This is a genomic window from Pseudomonas quebecensis (assembly GCF_026410085.1).
In the GTDB taxonomy this organism is placed as follows: Bacteria; Pseudomonadota; Gammaproteobacteria; order Pseudomonadales; family Pseudomonadaceae; genus Aquipseudomonas; species Aquipseudomonas quebecensis.
Genome location: NZ_CP112866.1, coordinates 1,310,899 through 1,327,677 on the forward strand (window position 1 = coordinate 1,310,899; position 16,779 = coordinate 1,327,677).

19 protein-coding genes are annotated in these 16,779 nt (G+C 62.2%); 2 read left to right on the forward strand and 17 right to left on the reverse strand.

Annotation, left to right across the window (positions count from 1 at the left end; genetic code table 11):
* Positions 1-20 precede the first annotated feature (20 nt).
* Together curA and recR are read left to right on the forward strand one after the other, a co-directional pair.
* Positions 21-1,055, forward strand: coding sequence for an NADPH-dependent curcumin/dihydrocurcumin reductase (curA, locus tag OSC50_RS06205; RefSeq protein WP_266246318.1), 1,035 nt, complete (start codon positions 21-23; stop codon positions 1,053-1,055).
* A 66-nt stretch (positions 1,056-1,121) separates the two neighbouring features.
* A complete protein-coding gene (recR, locus tag OSC50_RS06210) occupies positions 1,122-1,724 on the forward strand; it encodes a recombination mediator RecR (protein WP_266246317.1) in 603 nt (200 codons plus the stop codon).
* 201 nt (positions 1,725-1,925) lie between these two features.
* Here recR and OSC50_RS06215 read toward each other — a convergent pair whose 3' ends face one another.
* The 17 genes from OSC50_RS06215 to ccoO (OSC50_RS06295) all read right to left on the reverse strand — a co-directional run bounded on the left by OSC50_RS06215 (position 1,926) and on the right by ccoO (OSC50_RS06295) (position 16,769).
* Complete coding sequence (locus OSC50_RS06215) at positions 1,926-2,474, reverse strand: adenine phosphoribosyltransferase (RefSeq protein WP_181076081.1); 549 nt, start codon at positions 2,472-2,474, stop codon at positions 1,926-1,928.
* Positions 2,475-2,555: 81 nt separating this feature from the next.
* Positions 2,556-3,290 (reverse strand): fumarate/nitrate reduction transcriptional regulator Fnr, encoded by a 735-nt coding sequence (gene fnr / locus OSC50_RS06220; RefSeq protein WP_181076079.1) that lies wholly within the window; start codon positions 3,288-3,290, stop codon positions 2,556-2,558.
* 129 nt (positions 3,291-3,419) lie between these two features.
* On the reverse strand, positions 3,420-4,802 hold the full coding sequence (gene hemN, locus OSC50_RS06225) for an oxygen-independent coproporphyrinogen III oxidase (RefSeq protein WP_181076077.1): 1,383 nt from the start codon (positions 4,800-4,802) through the stop codon (positions 3,420-3,422).
* A gap of 101 nt (positions 4,803-4,903) precedes the next feature.
* Positions 4,904-5,587, reverse strand: coding sequence for a sulfite exporter TauE/SafE family protein (locus OSC50_RS06230; protein ID WP_181076075.1), 684 nt, complete (start codon positions 5,585-5,587; stop codon positions 4,904-4,906).
* Positions 5,580-5,798 (reverse strand): cbb3-type cytochrome oxidase assembly protein CcoS, encoded by a 219-nt coding sequence (ccoS, locus tag OSC50_RS06235; RefSeq protein ID WP_181076073.1) that lies wholly within the window; start codon positions 5,796-5,798, stop codon positions 5,580-5,582. The genes OSC50_RS06230 and ccoS overlap by 8 nt, the downstream gene beginning before the upstream one ends.
* A gap of 22 nt (positions 5,799-5,820) precedes the next feature.
* Entirely contained in the window at positions 5,821-8,271 is a 2,451-nt protein-coding gene (locus OSC50_RS06240) for a heavy metal translocating P-type ATPase (RefSeq protein WP_266246316.1), read from the reverse strand.
* Between the two features lie 128 nt (positions 8,272-8,399).
* Complete coding sequence (locus OSC50_RS06245; protein ID WP_266246315.1) at positions 8,400-8,939, reverse strand: FixH family protein; 540 nt, start codon at positions 8,937-8,939, stop codon at positions 8,400-8,402.
* Between the two features lie 30 nt (positions 8,940-8,969).
* On the reverse strand, positions 8,970-10,385 hold the full coding sequence (gene ccoG / locus OSC50_RS06250; protein WP_181076067.1) for a cytochrome c oxidase accessory protein CcoG: 1,416 nt from the start codon (positions 10,383-10,385) through the stop codon (positions 8,970-8,972).
* 207 nt (positions 10,386-10,592) lie between these two features.
* Positions 10,593-11,003, reverse strand: coding sequence for a type II toxin-antitoxin system VapC family toxin (locus OSC50_RS06255; RefSeq protein ID WP_181076065.1), 411 nt, complete (start codon positions 11,001-11,003; stop codon positions 10,593-10,595).
* Positions 11,003-11,257, reverse strand: coding sequence for a type II toxin-antitoxin system Phd/YefM family antitoxin (locus OSC50_RS06260; RefSeq protein WP_181076063.1), 255 nt, complete (start codon positions 11,255-11,257; stop codon positions 11,003-11,005). The genes OSC50_RS06255 and OSC50_RS06260 overlap by 1 nt, the downstream gene beginning before the upstream one ends.
* Positions 11,258-11,435: 178 nt before the next feature.
* On the reverse strand, positions 11,436-12,398 hold the full coding sequence (ccoP, locus tag OSC50_RS06265) for a cytochrome-c oxidase, cbb3-type subunit III (protein ID WP_181076061.1): 963 nt from the start codon (positions 12,396-12,398) through the stop codon (positions 11,436-11,438).
* Positions 12,395-12,580 (reverse strand): CcoQ/FixQ family Cbb3-type cytochrome c oxidase assembly chaperone, encoded by a 186-nt coding sequence (locus OSC50_RS06270; RefSeq protein ID WP_016775513.1) that lies wholly within the window; start codon positions 12,578-12,580, stop codon positions 12,395-12,397. The genes ccoP (OSC50_RS06265) and OSC50_RS06270 overlap by 4 nt, the downstream gene beginning before the upstream one ends.
* Before the next feature lie 6 nt (positions 12,581-12,586).
* Positions 12,587-13,195 carry a cytochrome-c oxidase, cbb3-type subunit II gene (ccoO, locus tag OSC50_RS06275; protein ID WP_181076059.1) on the reverse strand — a complete coding sequence of 203 codons (609 nt, stop codon included), beginning with the start codon at positions 13,193-13,195 and terminating at the stop codon, positions 12,587-12,589.
* The gene (gene ccoN / locus OSC50_RS06280) at positions 13,195-14,637 is read right to left on the reverse strand and encodes a cytochrome-c oxidase, cbb3-type subunit I (protein ID WP_181076057.1); all 1,443 of its coding nucleotides are present in this window, start codon (positions 14,635-14,637) and stop codon (positions 13,195-13,197) included. The genes ccoO (OSC50_RS06275) and ccoN overlap by 1 nt, the downstream gene beginning before the upstream one ends.
* 369 nt (positions 14,638-15,006) lie before the next feature.
* Positions 15,007-15,954 carry a cytochrome-c oxidase, cbb3-type subunit III gene (gene ccoP / locus OSC50_RS06285; RefSeq protein ID WP_266246313.1) on the reverse strand — a complete coding sequence of 316 codons (948 nt, stop codon included), beginning with the start codon at positions 15,952-15,954 and terminating at the stop codon, positions 15,007-15,009.
* The gene (locus tag OSC50_RS06290) at positions 15,951-16,157 is read right to left on the reverse strand and encodes a cbb3-type cytochrome oxidase subunit 3 (protein WP_003175459.1); all 207 of its coding nucleotides are present in this window, start codon (positions 16,155-16,157) and stop codon (positions 15,951-15,953) included. Before OSC50_RS06290 ends, ccoP (OSC50_RS06285) begins: the two co-directional genes overlap by 4 nt.
* Positions 16,158-16,160: 3 nt before the next feature.
* Positions 16,161-16,769, reverse strand: a complete 609-nt coding sequence (gene ccoO, locus OSC50_RS06295) for a cytochrome-c oxidase, cbb3-type subunit II (protein ID WP_181076053.1) — start codon at positions 16,767-16,769, stop codon at positions 16,161-16,163.
* Positions 16,770-16,779: the final 10 nt, after the last annotated feature.

The window sequence follows — 16,779 nt, forward strand, 5'->3', positions numbered from 1 at the left end:
ATTCGATAAGGAGCCCTCTGATGCCTCAAGAACCGACACTCAACCAGCGAATTGTTCTGGTCTCGCGCCCCAAAGGCGCACCGACACCGGAGAATTTCCGCCTGGAACGTGTGACCCTGCCGGAGCTGGCGGACGGCCAGGTGCTGCTTAAGACGCTTTACCTGTCCCTCGATCCTTATATGCGCGGGCGGATAAGTGACGCACCGTCCTACGCGGCACCGGTTGAAATAAACGAGGTAATGACGGGTGGCGCTGTAAGCCGTATCGAACAGTCGCGTCATCCGAAATTTGAAGTGGGTGATCTGGTGGTCGGTGCCACTGGCTGGCAGAGTCACAGCATTTCCGATGGCAGCAACCTGATACCGGTGCCTGATGGCCTCGCCAGCCCGTCCATGGCCCTGGGTGTATTGGGCATGCCTGGCATGACCGCCTATATGGGCTTGATGGACATCGGCCAGCCAAAGGCCGGCGAAACCCTGGTGGTGGCTGCAGCGTCCGGTGCGGTGGGCTCGGTGGTGGGGCAGGTGGCCAAGCTCAAGGGCTTGCGTGTGGTCGGCGTCGCCGGCGGCGCACAAAAGTGCCGCTATGTGGTGGATGAGTTGGGCTTCGATGCCTGTATCGACCATAAAAGCGAGGACTTCGCCGACGAGCTGGCTCAGGCCTGCTTCAATGGCGTAGATATCTATTTCGAAAACGTCGGCGGCAAGGTGTTCGATGCAGTGATGCCGCTGCTCAACCCCAAGGCGCGGGTGCCGTTGTGCGGCTTGATCGCCGGTTACAACGCCCATGAAGCGCCCAGCGGCCCCGACCGCCTGCCGGCCCTGCAACGCACATTGCTGACCAAGCGCGTGCGTATCCAGGGCTTTATCGTGTTCGACGACTACGGCGACCGCCAGCCCGAATTCCTCAGCGCCATGGCGCCGTGGGTGCGCGACGGTAAGATCAAGTTCCGCGAAGACGTGGTCGACGGCCTGGAACACGCGCCTGAAGCTTTTATCGGCCTGCTCGAAGGGCGTAACTTCGGCAAGCTGGTGGTGCGCGTCGCGCAGGATTGATCATTTGACGCTAATCCGGGGCGCGGGTATAAACCGCGTCTCGTCGTTTTGTCGGACCCATGCCCCATGAGCTTCAGCCCCCTGATTCGTCAACTGATCGACGCCCTGCGCACGTTGCCGGGCGTCGGCCAGAAAACCGCCCAGCGCATGGCGCTGCAACTGCTGGAGCGTGATCGCAGCGGCGGCACTCGCCTGGCCCAGGCCCTGAGCCAGGCCATGGAAGGCGTTGGCCATTGCCGCCAATGCCGCACCCTCACCGAAGAAGAACTCTGCCCGCAATGCGCCGACCCGCGCCGCGACGACACCTTGCTGTGCGTGGTGGAAGGGCCGATGGATGTATACGCGGTGGAACAGACCGGCTATCGCGGACGCTACTTCGTGCTCAAGGGCCACCTTTCGCCGCTTGACGGCCTGGGGCCGGAAGCCATCGGCATCCCGCAACTGGTGGCGCGCATCAAGGAACAAGGCACCTTTACCGAAGTCATCCTCGCCACCAACCCCACGGTGGAAGGCGAAGCGACCGCGCATTACATCGCGCAACTGCTGACCAATAAAGGCCTGATCACCTCGCGTATCGCCCACGGCGTGCCGTTGGGTGGCGAGCTGGAACTGGTGGACGGCGGCACCCTGGCGCATTCGTTCGCTGGTCGCAAGCCGATCGCTCTCTAAAGACCACCGCAGGACCCACTGCTATCGGGGGCAAGCCCCCTCCCACATTTTGAGACTGTTCTTTCAGTTAGTACTGGGGGAACAGTATGGATTGGCAATGCCGCAAACTAAGCGGTGCTGCGCCGTATGATCCAGCCCAGGCAATGACTGTCAAAAAGGTGGGAGGGGGCTTGCCCCCGATGGTGTCAGTCCGGGCAACCGTTAACGATCAGTCAACGCAAACTGCGTCAGGCAAAAAACCGGAATCCCCATATCTTCCAAGCGTTGCGAGCCGCCCAGCTCCGGCAAATCAATAATCGCCGCCGCTTCGAAGACCTTGGCCCCCATGCGCCGTACCAGGTTCGCCGCTGCGATCAAGGTACCGCCGGTGGCGATCAGATCATCGAATATCAGCACCGAGTCGCCTTCGCACAGGCTGTCGGCGTGCACTTCCAGGAAGGCTTCGCCGTATTCGGTCTGGTAACCCTCGGCCAGCACGTCGGCCGGCAGTTTGCCTTGTTTGCGGAACAGGATCAGCGGCTTGTTCAACTGGTAGGCAATGATCGAACCGATCAGAAAGCCACGGGCGTCCATCGCGCCGATATGGGTGAAGTCGGCCTCTACGTAGCGCTGGGCAAAGCTGTCAGCCACCAGGCGCAGGGCCTTGGGCGATTGGAACAGCGGCGTGATGTCACGGAAGATCACCCCAGGCTTGGGGAAGTCGATGACGGGGCGGATCAGGGATTTGATGTCGAACGAGTCGAAGGTCATCGTCGAAGAGTCCTGGGTGCGGAAAACGGACTCGAAGTATACCTGCGGCCTCGCCGATTGGCGCGGCCGCAGGTGTCTGCATCAACCTTCCAGGGAGCCTCCGGCCAGCGCGCACAGCTGGATCGGGTCGAGGATGTGCACTTCCTTGCCTTCGGCGGCGAGCAATTCGTTCTGCTGGAAACGGGTGAATACGCGGGACACGGTTTCTACCGCCAGGCCCAGGTAGTTGCCGATTTCGTTACGCGACATGCTCAGGCGGAACTGGTTGGCCGAGAACCCACGGGCACGGAAACGGGCCGACAGGTTGACCAGGAACGTAGCGATGCGCTCGTCGGCGGTTTTTTTCGACAACAGCAGCATCATTTGTTGGTCGTCACGGATCTCGCGGCTCATCACGCGCATCAACTGGCGACGCAGTTGCGGCAATTGCAGAGCCAGCTCATCCAGGCGCTCAAAGGGGATTTCGCACACTGAGGTGGTCTCCAGCGCCTGGGCCGACACCGGATGAATCTCGGTGTCCATGCCCGACAGCCCCACCAGTTCACTGGGCAGATGGAAGCCGGTGATCTGTTCCTCGCCGCCATCGCTCAGACTGAAAGTCTTCAACGCGCCGGAACGTACTGCATAGACGGAATCGAACTTGTCACCCTGGCGAAACAGAAACTCGCCTTTTTTCAGCGGGCGACCGCGTTTAACGATGTCGTCCAGCGCATCCATGTCTTCCAGATTCAGCGAAAGTGGCAGGCAGAGGGGCGCCAGGCTGCAATCCTTGCAATGGGCCTGGCTGTGAGCGCGCAGTTTGACTGGCTCAGACATTTCTTAAATCCTTGTGGGAAAACACACATAATGCGTAAGGGTAACGCACTGTGGTGCAGTCAGGCCAGCCTGTACAAAAAAGCAGCAATGGTATAGCAACCTGCGCAGCGTCCCGGCGTCGCTCGGCTTTCAGATCACCCGCGAAAACCGCTGCCGGTTCTGATGCTCCAGATAGGCATCGAACACCATGCATACCGAGCGCACCAGCAGCCGTCCGGCCGGAAGGACGCGAATGCCCTGCTCGTCGAGCACGATCAGGCCATCCGTGGCCATCGCCTCCAGTTGAGGCCAGAGGTCAGCGAAATACCCGCGAAAATCGATGTTGAAACGCTGCTCGACGGGTTCGAAAGCCAGGCTGAAATTGCAGATCAACTGCTGAATGACTTCGCGCCGCAAGCGGTCATCGGTGGTGCACACCAGGCCACGACTGGTGGCCAACTGCGCGCCGGCCAGGGTGTTCTGATAGCTGTTGAGGTCGCTGCCGTTCTGGCAATACAGGTCGCCGATCTGGCTGATCGCCGACACGCCCAGTCCGATCAGGTCGCAATGACCGTGTGTGGTATAGCCCTGGAAGTTGCGCTGCAGCCGGCCTTCCTCCTGGGCGATGGCCAGCTCGTCATCGGGCAGGGCGAAGTGGTCCATGCCGATGTAACGATAGCCGGCCTGGGTCAGCTGTTCGATGGTGGTCTGCAGCATCAGCAGTTTTTGCGCCGGCGAGGGCAGGTCGTCGCCGTTGATGCGCCGCTGGGGCATGAAACGCTCCGGCAGGTGCGCATAGTTGAACACCGATAGACGGTCCGGTTGCAGCTTGATGACTTCCTCCACGGTACGCGCGAAGTTGATCGGCGTCTGTTTGGGCAGGCCGTAGATCAGGTCGATGTTGATCGAGCGAAATTGCAGGGTGCGCGCCGCGTCGATCACCGCGCGGGTTTCTTCCAGGCTTTGCAGGCGGTTCACTGCGCGCTGAACCTCGGGGTCGAGGTCCTGCACGCCGATGCTCACGCGGTTGAAACCCAGTTCGCGCAGCAGGCCCATGGTGGCCCAGTCGGCTTCGCGTGGGTCGATCTCGATGCCATAGTCGCCGGAGTCATCGTCCAGCAGGTTGAAGTGCTGGCGCAGGCAGGCCATCACCTGGCGCAGTTCGTCGTGACTCAGGAAGGTCGGGGTGCCGCCGCCGAAGTGCAACTGTTCCACCGCCTGCCTGGGGTCCAGGTGGCAAGCCACCAGTTGAATCTCCTGTTCCAGGCGCTGCAGGTAGGCATGGGCGCGGCCACGGTCCTTGGTGATGACTTTGTTGCAGGCGCAGTAATAGCAAATGTTCGCGCAGAACGGCACGTGCACGTACAGCGACAGTGGCCGCGTGGCCTTGCGGCTGTCACGCAGGGCGTGGAGCAGGTCGAATGTTCCGACCTGGCTGTCGAATTGCACGGCGGTTGGGTAGGACGTGTAGCGCGGCCCTGCCAGGTCGTAGCGGTTAATCAGATCGGTGTCCCAACGAATGGCGTCGAGCATGCGGGCGTCCCCCGGATAGGCTAGTGGGCCGAGTCTAGGGGCTGGCCGGGGAGGGCGCCTTGATTTGCATCAACGGGGAGCGGCGCTATGCCACACGTTGTCTAGTGGCCCATCAACCAGTGCTGATGGGGGCCGGGCAGTGTCCAGATGCCGAAGAGCATTACCAGCATGCCGCCGGCCATGCGCACGCTGCGTTTGCGCAGGAGCGCGGTGACGCGTTCCGCCGCCAGCCCGGTGGCCAGCAACACCGGCCAGGTGCCAAGGCCGAACGCGAGCATCAGCAAGCCGCTGTCCAGCGCATTACCCTGGCTGGCCGCCCACAGCAAAGTGCTGTACACCAACCCGCACGGCAACCAGCCCCACAGCGCGCCCAGCAGCAGCGCGCGAGGCAGGCTGGACACCGGCAGCAACCGGTTGGCAACCGGCTGGATATGCCGCCACAGGCCGCGACCGAGCTGTTCGATGCGGGTCAGGCCGCTCCACCACCCGGCCAGGTACAGGCCCATGCCGATCAACAGCAGACCGGCCAGCACTCGTAAGATCATCGCCGCCGGGCTATTGGCTACGGCCCAGCCGGCCATGCCGATCAACAGCCCGGCGCAGGCGTAACTGAGCACACGCCCCAGGTTGTACGCCAGCAGCAGACGAAAGCGGCGGCTGCGCTGTTGCTTGGGAATGGCCAGGGTCAGCGCCCCCATCAGGCCGCCGCACATACCCAGGCAATGGCCGCCGCCGAGCAGGCCGAGGATCAGCGCGGAGACCAGCAATGGCGCCAGTTCAAACACGGGGCGGGTCCTGGGGCTTGGACGCCTGCTCGGGGCCGTTGGCTTCGTCGATGGCGGCCAGGTGGTTGGGGTCCTGGTCGTCGAACAGCACGCTGTGAGCCGGGCCGTCGAGGTCGTCGTACTGGCCGCTGTCCACGGCCCAGAAAAAGATGTAAATGGCCACGCCGACTAACAGCAGCGCCGCCGGAATCATCACGTATAAAGCTGGCATCTGCACTCCATGCCCGCGCGGCTCATGCCGGCAGCGGGCGGGTTACTTGGGGGGCGCCTGCGGCCGGCGCGCTCGGCACGCGAGTCAGGCGCAGGGCGTTGAGCACCACGGTCAACGAACTGAGGGACATGCCCACTGCCGCCCAAATGGGCGTGATCCAGCCCAAGGCGGCAAACGGCAGCATAAGGCCATTGTATAGACCCGCCCATACCAGGTTTTCAATGATCACCCGTCGGGTGCGCCGCGCCAGGCTGAAGGCCTGCACCAAGGCGTCCAGGCGGTTGGACAGCAGCACCGCGTCGGCGCTGGTCTTGGCCAGGTCGGTGGCCGAGCCCATGGCCACGCTGATATCGGCGGCGGCGAGTACCGGCACATCGTTGACGCCATCGCCGAGCATCAGCACGGTGCGGCCTTCCTGATGCAGGCGTTGCAGTACGTGCAGCTTGTCGTCGGGAAGCAGGCCACCGTGGGCCTCGTCGATACCCAGTTCAAGGGCGACGCTGGCGACCATCGGCGAGCTGTCCCCCGACAGCAGCAGAGTGCGCCAGCCACGTGCCTGGCAAGCCTGCAGCAAGGCCGGTGCATCGCTGCGCAGGCGGTCGTCGAGCACGAACCAGGCGAGGGGGCCTTGGCTGTCGCCGAGCAACAGCCATTGCCCGGCGGCGTCCGGCGAGGCGGGCAGCGGGCAGCCGCTGAGTTCGCACACGAACCCCGGCTGGCCGATGCGCAGCAGGCGTTCGCCCACACGCCCCTCCAGGCCGAGACCGGGGCTGCTGAGCACTTCGTCGGCGGCCAGCGGCGCGCGTCCGAAGGCACGGGCGATCGGGTGTTCGGAACGGTTTTCCAGGGCGGCGGCCAGGCCCAGGCAGGCGTCGCTGTCCAGCGTGCCCAAGGGACGAATCGCGCGCAGCGCCAGGCGCCCCTCGGTGAGGGTGCCCGTCTTGTCGAAAATCACCGTATCGATCTGGTTCAGGCCCTCCAGCACATGGCCGCGGGTCAGCAGCAGACCGAGTTTGTGCAGGGTGCCGGTGGCGGCGGTGAGGGCTGTCGGGGTGGCCAGGGACAGCGCGCACGGGCAAGTCGCTACCAGCATCGCCAGCACGATCCAGAAGGCTCGCGACGCATCCAGCTGCCACCACAGCAGGCCGATCAACGCGGCGGCGATCAACGAGCCCAGCAGGAACCATTGCGCGGCACGGTCGGCGATCCGGGCCAGGCGCGGCTTCTCGGCCTGGGCCCGCTCCAGCAGGCGCACGATGGCGGACAGTCGGGTGTCGTGGCCCAGGGCGCGTACTTCAACGGTCAACGCGCCTTCGACATTGAGGGTGCCGGCGGTGACGCTATCGCCGACCTGGCGCGCCTGCGGCAAGTACTCGCCGGTCAACAGCGATTCGTCGATGCTGGACTGACCGTCGAGGATCACCCCGTCCGCCGGCAGCACCGCGCCCGGGTGTACGTGGACCCGATCGCCCACGGCCAGTTCGCTGAGCAGAATGCGTTCGCTCTGGCCGTCGCTTTGCACGCGCAGGCACGAGGCGGGCAGCAGATTGACCAACTGTGCAGTGGCCGCAGCCGTGCGTTCGCGGGCTCGCCGCTCCAGGTAGCGCCCGGCCAGCAGGAACAGCGCGAACATGCCCACCGCATCGAAATAGAGCTCGCCGACACCGGTGATCGCGGTCCAGATTCCGGCCAGATAGGCCCCGCCAATGGCCAGGGACACCGACACGTCCATGGTCAGGTGGCGGGTACGCAGGTCGCGCAGTGCCCCCTTGAAGAACGGCGCGCAGCTGTAGAACACAATGGGGGTTGTCAGAAACATCGCCACCCAGCGCAGGATCACATGCAGCTCCGGGCTTAGATCAATATTGAATTCCGGCCAAGTGGCCATGGTTGCCATCATCGCCTGGAACCACAGCAACCCGGCTACACCCAGTTGGCGCAGGGCCAGGCGGTTTTCGCTGGCCAGTTGTTCGGCGGCGCGGTCCGCTTGATACGGATGGGCGGCGTAGCCGATATGGCGCAGTTCGCCGAGCACCTGGCTCAACGGCAGCTGCCCATCGGCCCAGCGGACCTGTAAACGATGGTTGGACAAGTTCAGTCGCGCCTCGGCCACGGCGGGCAGGCTGCGCAGATGCTTTTCGATCAGCCAGCCACAGGCCGCGCAACTGATGCCTTCCATCAGCAGGGTGGTTTCGGCCAGTTCGCCGTCATGGCGCACAAAGGGTTTTTGCACGTCGGCGCGGTCATACAGCGCCAACTCCTCTACCAGTTGCACCGGCAGCGCTTCGGGGTTGGCCGAGGCTTCGCTGCGATGCTGGTAATAGCTTTCCAGGCCCCCGGCCACAATCGCTTCGGCCACCGCCTGGCAACCGGGGCAGCAGAGTTCGCGGCGCTCGCCGAGGATCCGGGCGGTGAACCGGCTGCCGGGCGGCACGGGCAGGGCGCAGTGGTAGCAGGGGGTTGGGCTGGTCATGGCTTAGTTCCGCAGATCGTTCCCACGCTTTGCGTAGGAACGCCTCGCTGGACGCTCCGCGTCCGCTTTTGTGACGCTGAGCGTCACGGGCTGCATTCCCACACGGAGCGTGGGAACGATCAATCAAGTTACTTCTTCAGGTCTTCGGCGCCCTGCAACGGCTCATCACCCAACAGCAAATCCTTGTCGTGGCTGACCTCTTCCTCCTCAAACAGGCGCCAGGTCCGGTCACCCTCGGTGCCGAGTAATTCCACGAAGCGGCGGCCTTCGACCTTGTCGGTGACCTGGCCCAGGTAACGGCCCGGTTCGCTGTCGCTGCGGGTCAGGTTGATCTTGCGGTCTTTCTCCGGCTGGGTCGGCGAAATCAGGCTCAACTGCAGGGTGTTGGGGTTGCTGTAGCCGGTGAGGTTCAGCTCGACCTCACCGGTCAGTTCGTCCAGGTGCAGCGTGGCGCGCAGTTGCAGGGTCTGGGCCAGCCGTTCGCGGTCCAGCGAACGATTGATGCCTTTGCCGGCCTCGTAATAGTTGTCGTTGACCAGGTTGTCCGGGTTGTTCACCGCGATCGTCACCATGGACAAGGTCAAGGTCACCGAGCAGGCGAGGATCCCGATGATGATCCAGGGCCAGAGGTGCTTGTACCAAGGGCTTGCGGCAGTGGCTGCGGGCATTGTTCTGCTCTCTGTCTAACGGCGTATTGGTTAACGAACCTGGGGGCCGATGAATCGGCTCTTGGCTTCGACGTGAATGCTCGGGTCATCGGCATCCTTGAGGATGAACGTCACCTCGTTGGTGCTCGACGGCACCTGTTCCGGCGCACTCGACAGTTCCACCGGCATGCTCACGATATCCCCGGCGGCCACCTTGATTTCGCGTCGGCCCTGCAGCTTGAGGTCCGGCAGGCCGTCGGCATCGAGCACGTAGGTATGGTCGCGCTGGTCTTTGTTCATGATTTTCAGGCTGTAGACGTTTTCGATGCGACCTTCGGCGTTTTCGCGAAACAGTACGCGGTCCTTGCTGACGTCGAAGCCCACCAGCGAGCGCATGAAGAACGCTGTGACCAGCAGGCTGATCATCGCCAGCAATACCAGTGCGTAGCCGATCAGGCGAGGGCGCAGCTTGTGGGTCTTCTGACCGGACAGGTTATGTTCGGTGGTGTAGCTGATCAGGCCGCGCGGGTATTCCATCTTGTCCATGATGTTGTCGCAGGCGTCGATGCACGCCGCGCAGCCGATGCATTCGATCTGCAGCCCGTCACGGATGTCGATGCCGGTCGGGCAGACCTGGACGCACATGGTGCAGTCGATGCAGTCGCCCAGGCCCTGGGCCTTGTAATCCGCACCCTTTTTACGCGGCCCACGCAGTTCGCCACGGCGCGGGTCGTAGGAGACGATCAGGGTGTCCTTGTCGAACATCACGCTCTGGAACCGCGCATACGGGCACATGTAGATGCACACCTGCTCGCGCAGCCAGCCGGCATTGCCATAGGTGGCCAGGGTGAAGAAGCCCACCCAGAAATACGACCAGCCATCAGCCTGGCCGGTGAAGAAGTCGAATACCAATTCGCGGATCGGCGAGAAGTAACCCACGAAGGTCATGCCGGTGACGAAACCGATGATCAGCCACAGGCTGTGCTTGCTGAACTTGCGCAGGAATTTGTTGGCGCTCATCGGCGCTTTGTCGAGCTTGATGCGCTGGTTGCGGTCGCCTTCGGTGACTTTTTCGCACCACATGAAGATCCACGTCCACACGCTTTGCGGGCAGGTATAGCCGCACCACACACGCCCGGCGTACACGGTGATAAAGAACAGGCCGAACGCGGCGACGATCAGGATGCCCGACAGCAGGATGAAATCCTGGGGCCAGAACGTGGCACCAAAAATAAAGAACTTACGTTCCGGCAGGTTCCACCATACGGCCTGGTGACCGCCCCAGTTCAGCCACACTGTGCCGAAGTACAGCAGGAACAGTCCGGCACCGCCGAGCATACGCAGATTACGGAACAGGCCGGTGAAGGCGCGGGTGTAGATTTTCTCGCGCGCGGCGTAGAGATCGACCGTCTGGCTCGAATGTTTGGCAGGCGGGGTAACGTCATGTACCGGTATTTGGTCGCTCATCATTGCATCCCACGGCGGTGGAGATTTGCCTCGGCCAGTACGTGCCAACCGCGGTCAAATTAGGGGTGTTGCAGTAGCGTAATGATACGCCCCCGATGGTACGCCAAGGGTGCGACCTTTGGTCGCGTTGGGGGAAATCAATTGATGGTGTACGTGATCTGGATCAATTGACTTGGGAAGTATGGACGGTTCCTATCGGTTAGGCGGTCATTCGTCCCACGGATTGATCAGTGGAACGCCGCTGGATTTGAAATCGCTGACGTTGCGCGTGACAACTGTGAGCCCATGGACCAGAGCGGTCGCGGCAATCAATGCATCGCTTTCGTTCGCTTGGTCCGGCACATGCAGGTGTGCACAACGCAGCGCGACGGCTGCATCCACCGGCAGAATTCTGGCATCGAAAGCGGGTATCACATGACGCTTGAGCCAGGTTCGCAACACTTTCCCCTGAGCCGGGTCTCGCCGCTCCATACGCAAGACCCCGGTTTCCAATTCTTTCAAGGTGATTGCCGAAATAAACAGACGCGGAGCAATGACACTTTTGGCCCAGGCGACCACGTTTGCATCAGCCTGGGGTTTACGAAGTTCAGAAATGACGTTGGTGTCGAGTAGATACATCAAGAGAGGTCCACGGGTCGATGAGTGATCACGGCACGTTCGGTTTCGAAGTCGATCTCTGCCGCTTCCGGCATCACCAACAGGTCAACGATGTCGGCATTGAGCCCTGTCAGTTTCTGATAGTCCTCAATGCTTAGCAGTACATGGGCAGGCTTGCCGCGATCGGTGATAAAAACCGGCCCTTGGCGGGTGGCTTTTTTGGCACCACTTGTGTCTTGGTTGAATTCGCGGCTGGAAATGGTCGTGATGGTCATGGGGGCCTCCCACTTGTCGGGGTGAATGTAGTTACGTTACTACTCTCCGGTAGCAAGCTTCAAGCGGCAAGCCACAAGGGGTAGAGCGTCGGTTGAGTTATCGCTGCGTCTTGAACGAGAAAAGCCCCGCCAGCGTTCGCTGTACGGGGCTTTTCTCGTGTCGCTTGCGGCTTGAGCTTTAATCCTGCTTCTGTGACAAGCTGTAAACATACGCCGCGAGCAAGTGCACCTTGTCGTTGCCCTGCAGTTGCTCCTGCGCAGGCATCTGGCCCTGGCGGCCGTAGCGGATGGTTTGCTGCAACTGAGCGAAGCTCGAACCGTAGATGAACGCGCCGGGATGAGTCAGGTCGGGCGCGCCCATGGCGGGGGTGCCTTTGCCGGCAGGGCCGTGGCAGGCCACGCAGTTGGCGGCGAAGAGTTTTTCACCGTTGGCCACGTCGGCCTTGGCGCCTTCAGGCAATTTGCGCCCGTCGAGTTTGGTCACCACAAAGCCGGCCACATCGGCCACGCCTTGTTCGCCGATCACTTCGGCCCAGCCTGGCATCACCGCGTGGCGGCCTTTGAGGATGGTTTCCTTGATGGTGTTGGGTTCGCCGCCCCAGCGCCAGTCGGCGTCGGTCAGGTTGGGGAAGCCATAGGCGCCTTTGGCGTCGGAGCCGTGGCACACCGAGCAGTTGGAGGCAAACAGGCGGCCGCCCATTTTCAGTGCTTGCGGGTCTTTGGCGACTTCTTCAATCGGCATCGACGCGAATTTGGCGAAGATCGGCCCGAACTTGGCATCCGACCTGGCCATTTCCTTTTCCCATTCGTGTACGCCGGTCCAGCCGGTCTGGCCGTTGGCGAAAGGGGTTTGCTTGTCGTTGTCGAGGTAGTTGTAGCCCGGCAGCAGGCCTTTCCAGTTGCCCAGGCCCGGGTAAAGCACCAGGTAACCGAGGGCAAAGACGATGGTGCCGACGAACAGCATGAACCACCACTTAGGCAGCGGGTTGTCGTACTCCTCGATGCCATCGAACGAGTGGCCGACGGTTTCGTCGGTTTGCTCGGCGCGCTGGCCCTTGCGGGTCGACAGCAGCAGCCAGGTCAGGGCGAAGATGGTACCCAGACTGAGGACTGTGACGTACAGACTCCAGAACGTAGTCATTCTTTGTTACTCCTAGAAGCTTGCTCGACGTGCTTGATGGCTTCGGGGTCATCCGCAAAGGGCAGCATGGTTGCGTCGTCAAACTCCGACTTGCGCTTGGGGCTGAACACCCACAGCGCCAGGCCGATAAAGGCCACCATCACCACAACGGTGCCCAGGCCACGAATCATCCCGATATCCATGAAGAATCACCGTTTGCTTTTGATGATGGTGCCCAAGCCCTGCAGGTAGGCCACCAATGCGTCCATTTCGGTCTTGCCCTTCACCGCAGCGGCTGCACCGGCGATGTCTTCGTCGGTGTAGGGCACGCCCAGGGTGCGCAGGACTTCCATCTTCTTCGCGGTGTCCTTGCCGTCGAGCTTGTTTTCCACGAGGAACGGGTACGCCGGCATTTTCGACTCAGGCACTACGTTGCGCGGGTTGTACAAGTGCGCACGGTGCCAGTCATCGGAGTAACGCCCGCCGACACGGGCCAGGTCCGGGCCGGTGCGCTTGGAACCCCACAGGAACGGATGGTCCCACACGCTTTCACCGGCCACCGAGTAGTGGCCGTAGCGTTCGGTTTCGGCGCGGAACGGGCGGATCATCTGCGAGTGGCAGCCCACGCAGCCGTTGGCGATATAGACGTCGCGGCCTTCCAGTTCGAGGGCGGTGCGCGGCTTCATGCCTTCGACCGGTTTGTTGGTCACGTCCTGGAAGAACAGCGGAACGATTTGGGTCAACCCACCGATACTCACGGCGATGACCATGAAGAAGGCCAGCAGGCCGATATTCTTCTCGACGACTTCATGCTTCATCAGTGGGCTCCCACAACGGCGATCTTGGCGGCGGCTTCGGCTTCGGCCGGGTCGGAGGCACGCACGGTGCGCCAGACGTTATAGGCCATGAACAGCATGCCGGTAGCAAAGAACGCGCCGCCCAGGGCACGGACGATGTAACCCGGATGGCTGGCTTGCAGCGCTTCGACGAAGGAGTAGGTGAGGGTGCCGTCATCGTTGATCGCACGCCACATCAAGCCCTGGGTGATGCCGTTGACCCACATCGAAGCGATGTAAAGCACCGTGCCGATGGTGGCGAGCCAGAAGTGCGTATTGATCAGCCCGACGCTGTGCATCTGCACGCGGCCGAACAGTTTGGGGATCATGTGGTACAGCGCGCCGATGGAGATCATCGCCACCCAGCCGAGGGCGCCGGCGTGTACGTGGCCGATGGTCCAGTCGGTGTAGTGGGAGAGCGAGTTGACGGTCTTGATCGCCATCATCGGCCCTTCGAAGGTCGACATGCCGTAGAACGCCAGCGACACCACCAAAAAGCGCAGGATCGGATCGGTGCGCAACTTATGCCAGGCGCCCGAGAGGGTCATCATGCCGTTGATCATGCCGCCCCAGCTTGGCGCCAGCAGGATGATCGACATGGCCATGCCCAGGGACTGCGCCCAGTCCGGCAGCGCGGTGTAGTGCAGATGGTGAGGGCCGGCCCAGATGTACAGGGTGATCAGCGCCCAGAAGTGCACGATGGACAGGCGATAGGAGTAGATGGGGCGTTCGGCCTGTTTGGGCACGAAGTAGTACATCATCCCCAGGAACCCGGTGGTCAGGAAGAAACCTACGGCATTGTGGCCGTACCACCACTGGATCATCGCGTCCGTTGCACCGGCGTAGGCCGAGTAGGACTTGAACAGGCTGACCGGCAACGAGGCGTGGTTGACGATATGCAGCATCGCCGTCACCAGGATGAAGGCACCGTAGAACCAGTTGCCCACATAGATATGCTTGGTCTTGCGCTTGACGATGGTGCCGAAGAACACCACTGCGTAGGTCACCCAGACGATGGCGAGCAAAATCGCGATCGGCCATTCCAGCTCGGCGTATTCCTTGGTGGTGGTGTAACCCAGCGGCAAGGTGACGATGGCGCCGATGATGACCGCTTGCCAACCCCAGAAGGTGAAGGCGGCGAGGCTATCGGAGATCAGTCGCGTCTGGCAGGTTCGCTGCACGACATAGTAGGAGGTGGCAAACAATGCACATCCGCCGAAGGCGAAGATCACCAGGTTGGTGTGCAGCGGGCGCAGGCGACCGAAGGTCGTCCAGGGCAGGTCGAAATTCAATTCCGGCCAGACCAGTTGCGAGGCGATGAACACCCCGAGCCCCATGCCAAGGATCCCCCAGACCACCGTCATGATGGCGAACTGGCGGACTACCTTATAGTTATAAGCAGTCGGACTGATTGCTGTGCTCATTCTAAGGTTCCACGGTTTAGGTTTTTTTATAGGTAAAAATCGGCCGCAAGTATGTAGAAAGCGAGGGGTCATTGCAACGCAATGGCTGACCTGTATCAATGCGTTCCACGCCAGATTCTGCGCCCTTTCCATGTTTAGCGTAAGGACAAAATCCGAAATAGAAAGCTGATCGAGTGGACAGGAAAATTTGCGGGTCGCAACGCTGCTCGTCGCGCACACCAGGATCGGTCCACTGTGCAAGCAAGCGTAGACCCGAATGGGAGGAGGGGAAAGGTTTGCCTGAGAGGGGTGCGACACTTGGTCGCGCGGCTCGGTCAGGAACCGCTGCCGGTAAAAAAGGGCCGCCCCGGGAGGGGCGGCCGTCAGCGCTTATTGCGCCTGGCTTTCTGGCTTTGCGCCATCAGCGTTGTGGGACAGGCTGTACACGTAAGCCGCCAGCAAATGCACCTTGTCGTTGCCCTGCAGGGTTTCCTGCGCGGGCATCTGGCCTTGGCGGCCGTGACGGATAGTCTGCTGCAGTTGCGCCAGGCTGGTGCCGTAGATAAAGCCGCCGGGCTCGGTCAGGTTGGGCGCGCCCATGGCTTCCACACCGTGGCCTTGCGGGCCGTGACAGGCGACGCAGGTGCTATTGAAGGTGGCCTGGCCGGCGGCCAGATCGGCGGCGCTGTCGGCCGGCAGCGGCAACTTGGCCAGGTCATGACGCACATAGGCCGCGACGTTTTTCACCCCGTCCTCGCCCAGCACTTCACCCCAGGCCGGCATTGCTGCGTGGCGGCCATTCATGATGGTGGCCTTGATCGCCTCGGCCGAACCGCCCCAGCGCCACAGGTTGTCGGCCAGGTTCGGGAAGCCATACGCGCCCTTGGCGTCCGAGCCATGGCACACCGCGCAGTTGGAGGCGAACAGGCGGCCGCCCATTTTCAGCGCCTGTGGGTCTTTGGCCACTTCTTCCACGGGCATCGCTGCGAATTTGGCGAAGATCGGCCCGAACCTGGTGTCGGCCTTGGCCATCTCCTTCTCCCACTCCTTGGCCGAGGTCCAGCCGTCTTCATAGCCCGGCAGCACGCCTTTCCAATTGCCCAGGCCCGGGTAGAGGATCAGGTAGCCGACCGCGAACACCAGGGTGCCGGCGAACAGCATGAACCACCACTGGGGCAGCGGGTTGTCGTATTCCTCGATGCCATCGAAGGCGTGGCCCATGGTCTGGTCGACACTGCCCTTGGTCTCGCCCTTGCGGGTGCCGATCAGCAGCCAGGTCAGCCCGATCAGGCTGCCGAGGGTCAGTACGCAGATCCATGTACTCCAGAACAGGGTCATGGCCGAGTGCTCCTTATTGCAGGCTCTTCTTGAGCGTCGGATGGGGTGGCGGTGGGCTCATCGGCGAACGGCAGCAGGCGCGCCTGCTCGAACTCCGCATTGCGCCGATTGTTGAACACCCACAGCGACAGGCCGATAAAAGCGATGGCGACGACCAGCGTGCCAAGGCCGCGGATGGTGCCCGCATCGAATTCAAATCCCATGGCTCACCTCTTGCTCTTGATGGCAGTGCCGAGCACTTGCAGGTACGACACCAGTGCGTCCATCTCGGTCTTGCCCTTGAGGCTGGCCACGGCACCCTTGATGTCGTCGTCGGTGTATGGCACGCCGAGGGTGCGCATTACGTTCAACTTGGTCTCGGTGTGGCTGCTGTCGACCTGGGCCGTGACAAGCCACGGGTAGGCCGGCATTTTCGACTCAGGCACCACGTTGCGCGGGTTGTACAAGTGCGCACGGTGCCAGTCGTCCGAGTAGCGCGCGCCGACGCGTGCCAGGTCCGGCCCGGTGCGCTTGGAGCCCCACAGGAACGGGTGGTCCCACACGCTTTCACCGGCCACCGAGTAGTGGCCGTAGCGTTCGGTCTCGGCGCGGAACGGGCGGATCATCTGCGAGTGGCACTGCACGCAGCCTTCGCGGATGTAGATGTCGCGGCCTTCCAGCTGCAGCGCGGTGTAGGGCTTCATGCCTTCGACCGGCTTGTTGGTCACGTCCTGGAAGAACAGCGGGACGATCTGGGTCAGGCCGCCGATGCTTACGGCAAGCACCATCAGCAGCATCAGCAGGCCGACGTTTTTTTCAATCGTTTCGTGTTTCATCATCGACTCC

What these genes read in the sequence shown, in the direction of transcription:
- curA (WP_266246318.1), top strand. Translation starts at nt 21, where the DNA reads ATGCCTCAAGAACCGACACTCAACCAGCGAATTGTTCTGGTCTCGCGC.
- recR (WP_266246317.1), top strand. Translation starts at nt 1,122, where the DNA reads ATGAGCTTCAGCCCCCTGATTCGTCAACTGATCGACGCCCTGCGCACG.
- OSC50_RS06215 (WP_181076081.1), bottom strand. Translation starts at nt 2,474, where the DNA reads ATGACCTTCGACTCGTTCGACATCAAATCCCTGATCCGCCCCGTCATC.
- fnr (WP_181076079.1), bottom strand. Translation starts at nt 3,290, where the DNA reads ATGTCTGAGCCAGTCAAACTGCGCGCTCACAGCCAGGCCCATTGCAAG.
- hemN (WP_181076077.1), bottom strand. Translation starts at nt 4,802, where the DNA reads ATGCTCGACGCCATTCGTTGGGACACCGATCTGATTAACCGCTACGAC.
- ccoS (WP_181076073.1), bottom strand. Translation starts at nt 5,798, where the DNA reads ATGCCAGCTTTATACGTGATGATTCCGGCGGCGCTGCTGTTAGTCGGC.
- OSC50_RS06240 (WP_266246316.1), bottom strand. Translation starts at nt 8,271, where the DNA reads ATGACCAGCCCAACCCCCTGCTACCACTGCGCCCTGCCCGTGCCGCCC.
- OSC50_RS06245 (WP_266246315.1), bottom strand. Translation starts at nt 8,939, where the DNA reads ATGCCCGCAGCCACTGCCGCAAGCCCTTGGTACAAGCACCTCTGGCCC.
- ccoG (WP_181076067.1), bottom strand. Translation starts at nt 10,385, where the DNA reads ATGAGCGACCAAATACCGGTACATGACGTTACCCCGCCTGCCAAACAT.
- OSC50_RS06255 (WP_181076065.1), bottom strand. Translation starts at nt 11,003, where the DNA reads ATGTATCTACTCGACACCAACGTCATTTCTGAACTTCGTAAACCCCAG.
- OSC50_RS06260 (WP_181076063.1), bottom strand. Translation starts at nt 11,257, where the DNA reads ATGACCATCACGACCATTTCCAGCCGCGAATTCAACCAAGACACAAGT.
- ccoP (WP_181076061.1), bottom strand. Translation starts at nt 12,398, where the DNA reads ATGACTACGTTCTGGAGTCTGTACGTCACAGTCCTCAGTCTGGGTACC.
- OSC50_RS06270 (WP_016775513.1), bottom strand. Translation starts at nt 12,580, where the DNA reads ATGGATATCGGGATGATTCGTGGCCTGGGCACCGTTGTGGTGATGGTG.
- ccoO (WP_181076059.1), bottom strand. Translation starts at nt 13,195, where the DNA reads ATGAAGCATGAAGTCGTCGAGAAGAATATCGGCCTGCTGGCCTTCTTC.
- ccoN (WP_181076057.1), bottom strand. Translation starts at nt 14,637, where the DNA reads ATGAGCACAGCAATCAGTCCGACTGCTTATAACTATAAGGTAGTCCGC.
- ccoP (WP_266246313.1), bottom strand. Translation starts at nt 15,954, where the DNA reads ATGACCCTGTTCTGGAGTACATGGATCTGCGTACTGACCCTCGGCAGC.
- OSC50_RS06290 (WP_003175459.1), bottom strand. Translation starts at nt 16,157, where the DNA reads ATGGGATTTGAATTCGATGCGGGCACCATCCGCGGCCTTGGCACGCTG.
- ccoO (WP_181076053.1), bottom strand. Translation starts at nt 16,769, where the DNA reads ATGAAACACGAAACGATTGAAAAAAACGTCGGCCTGCTGATGCTGCTG.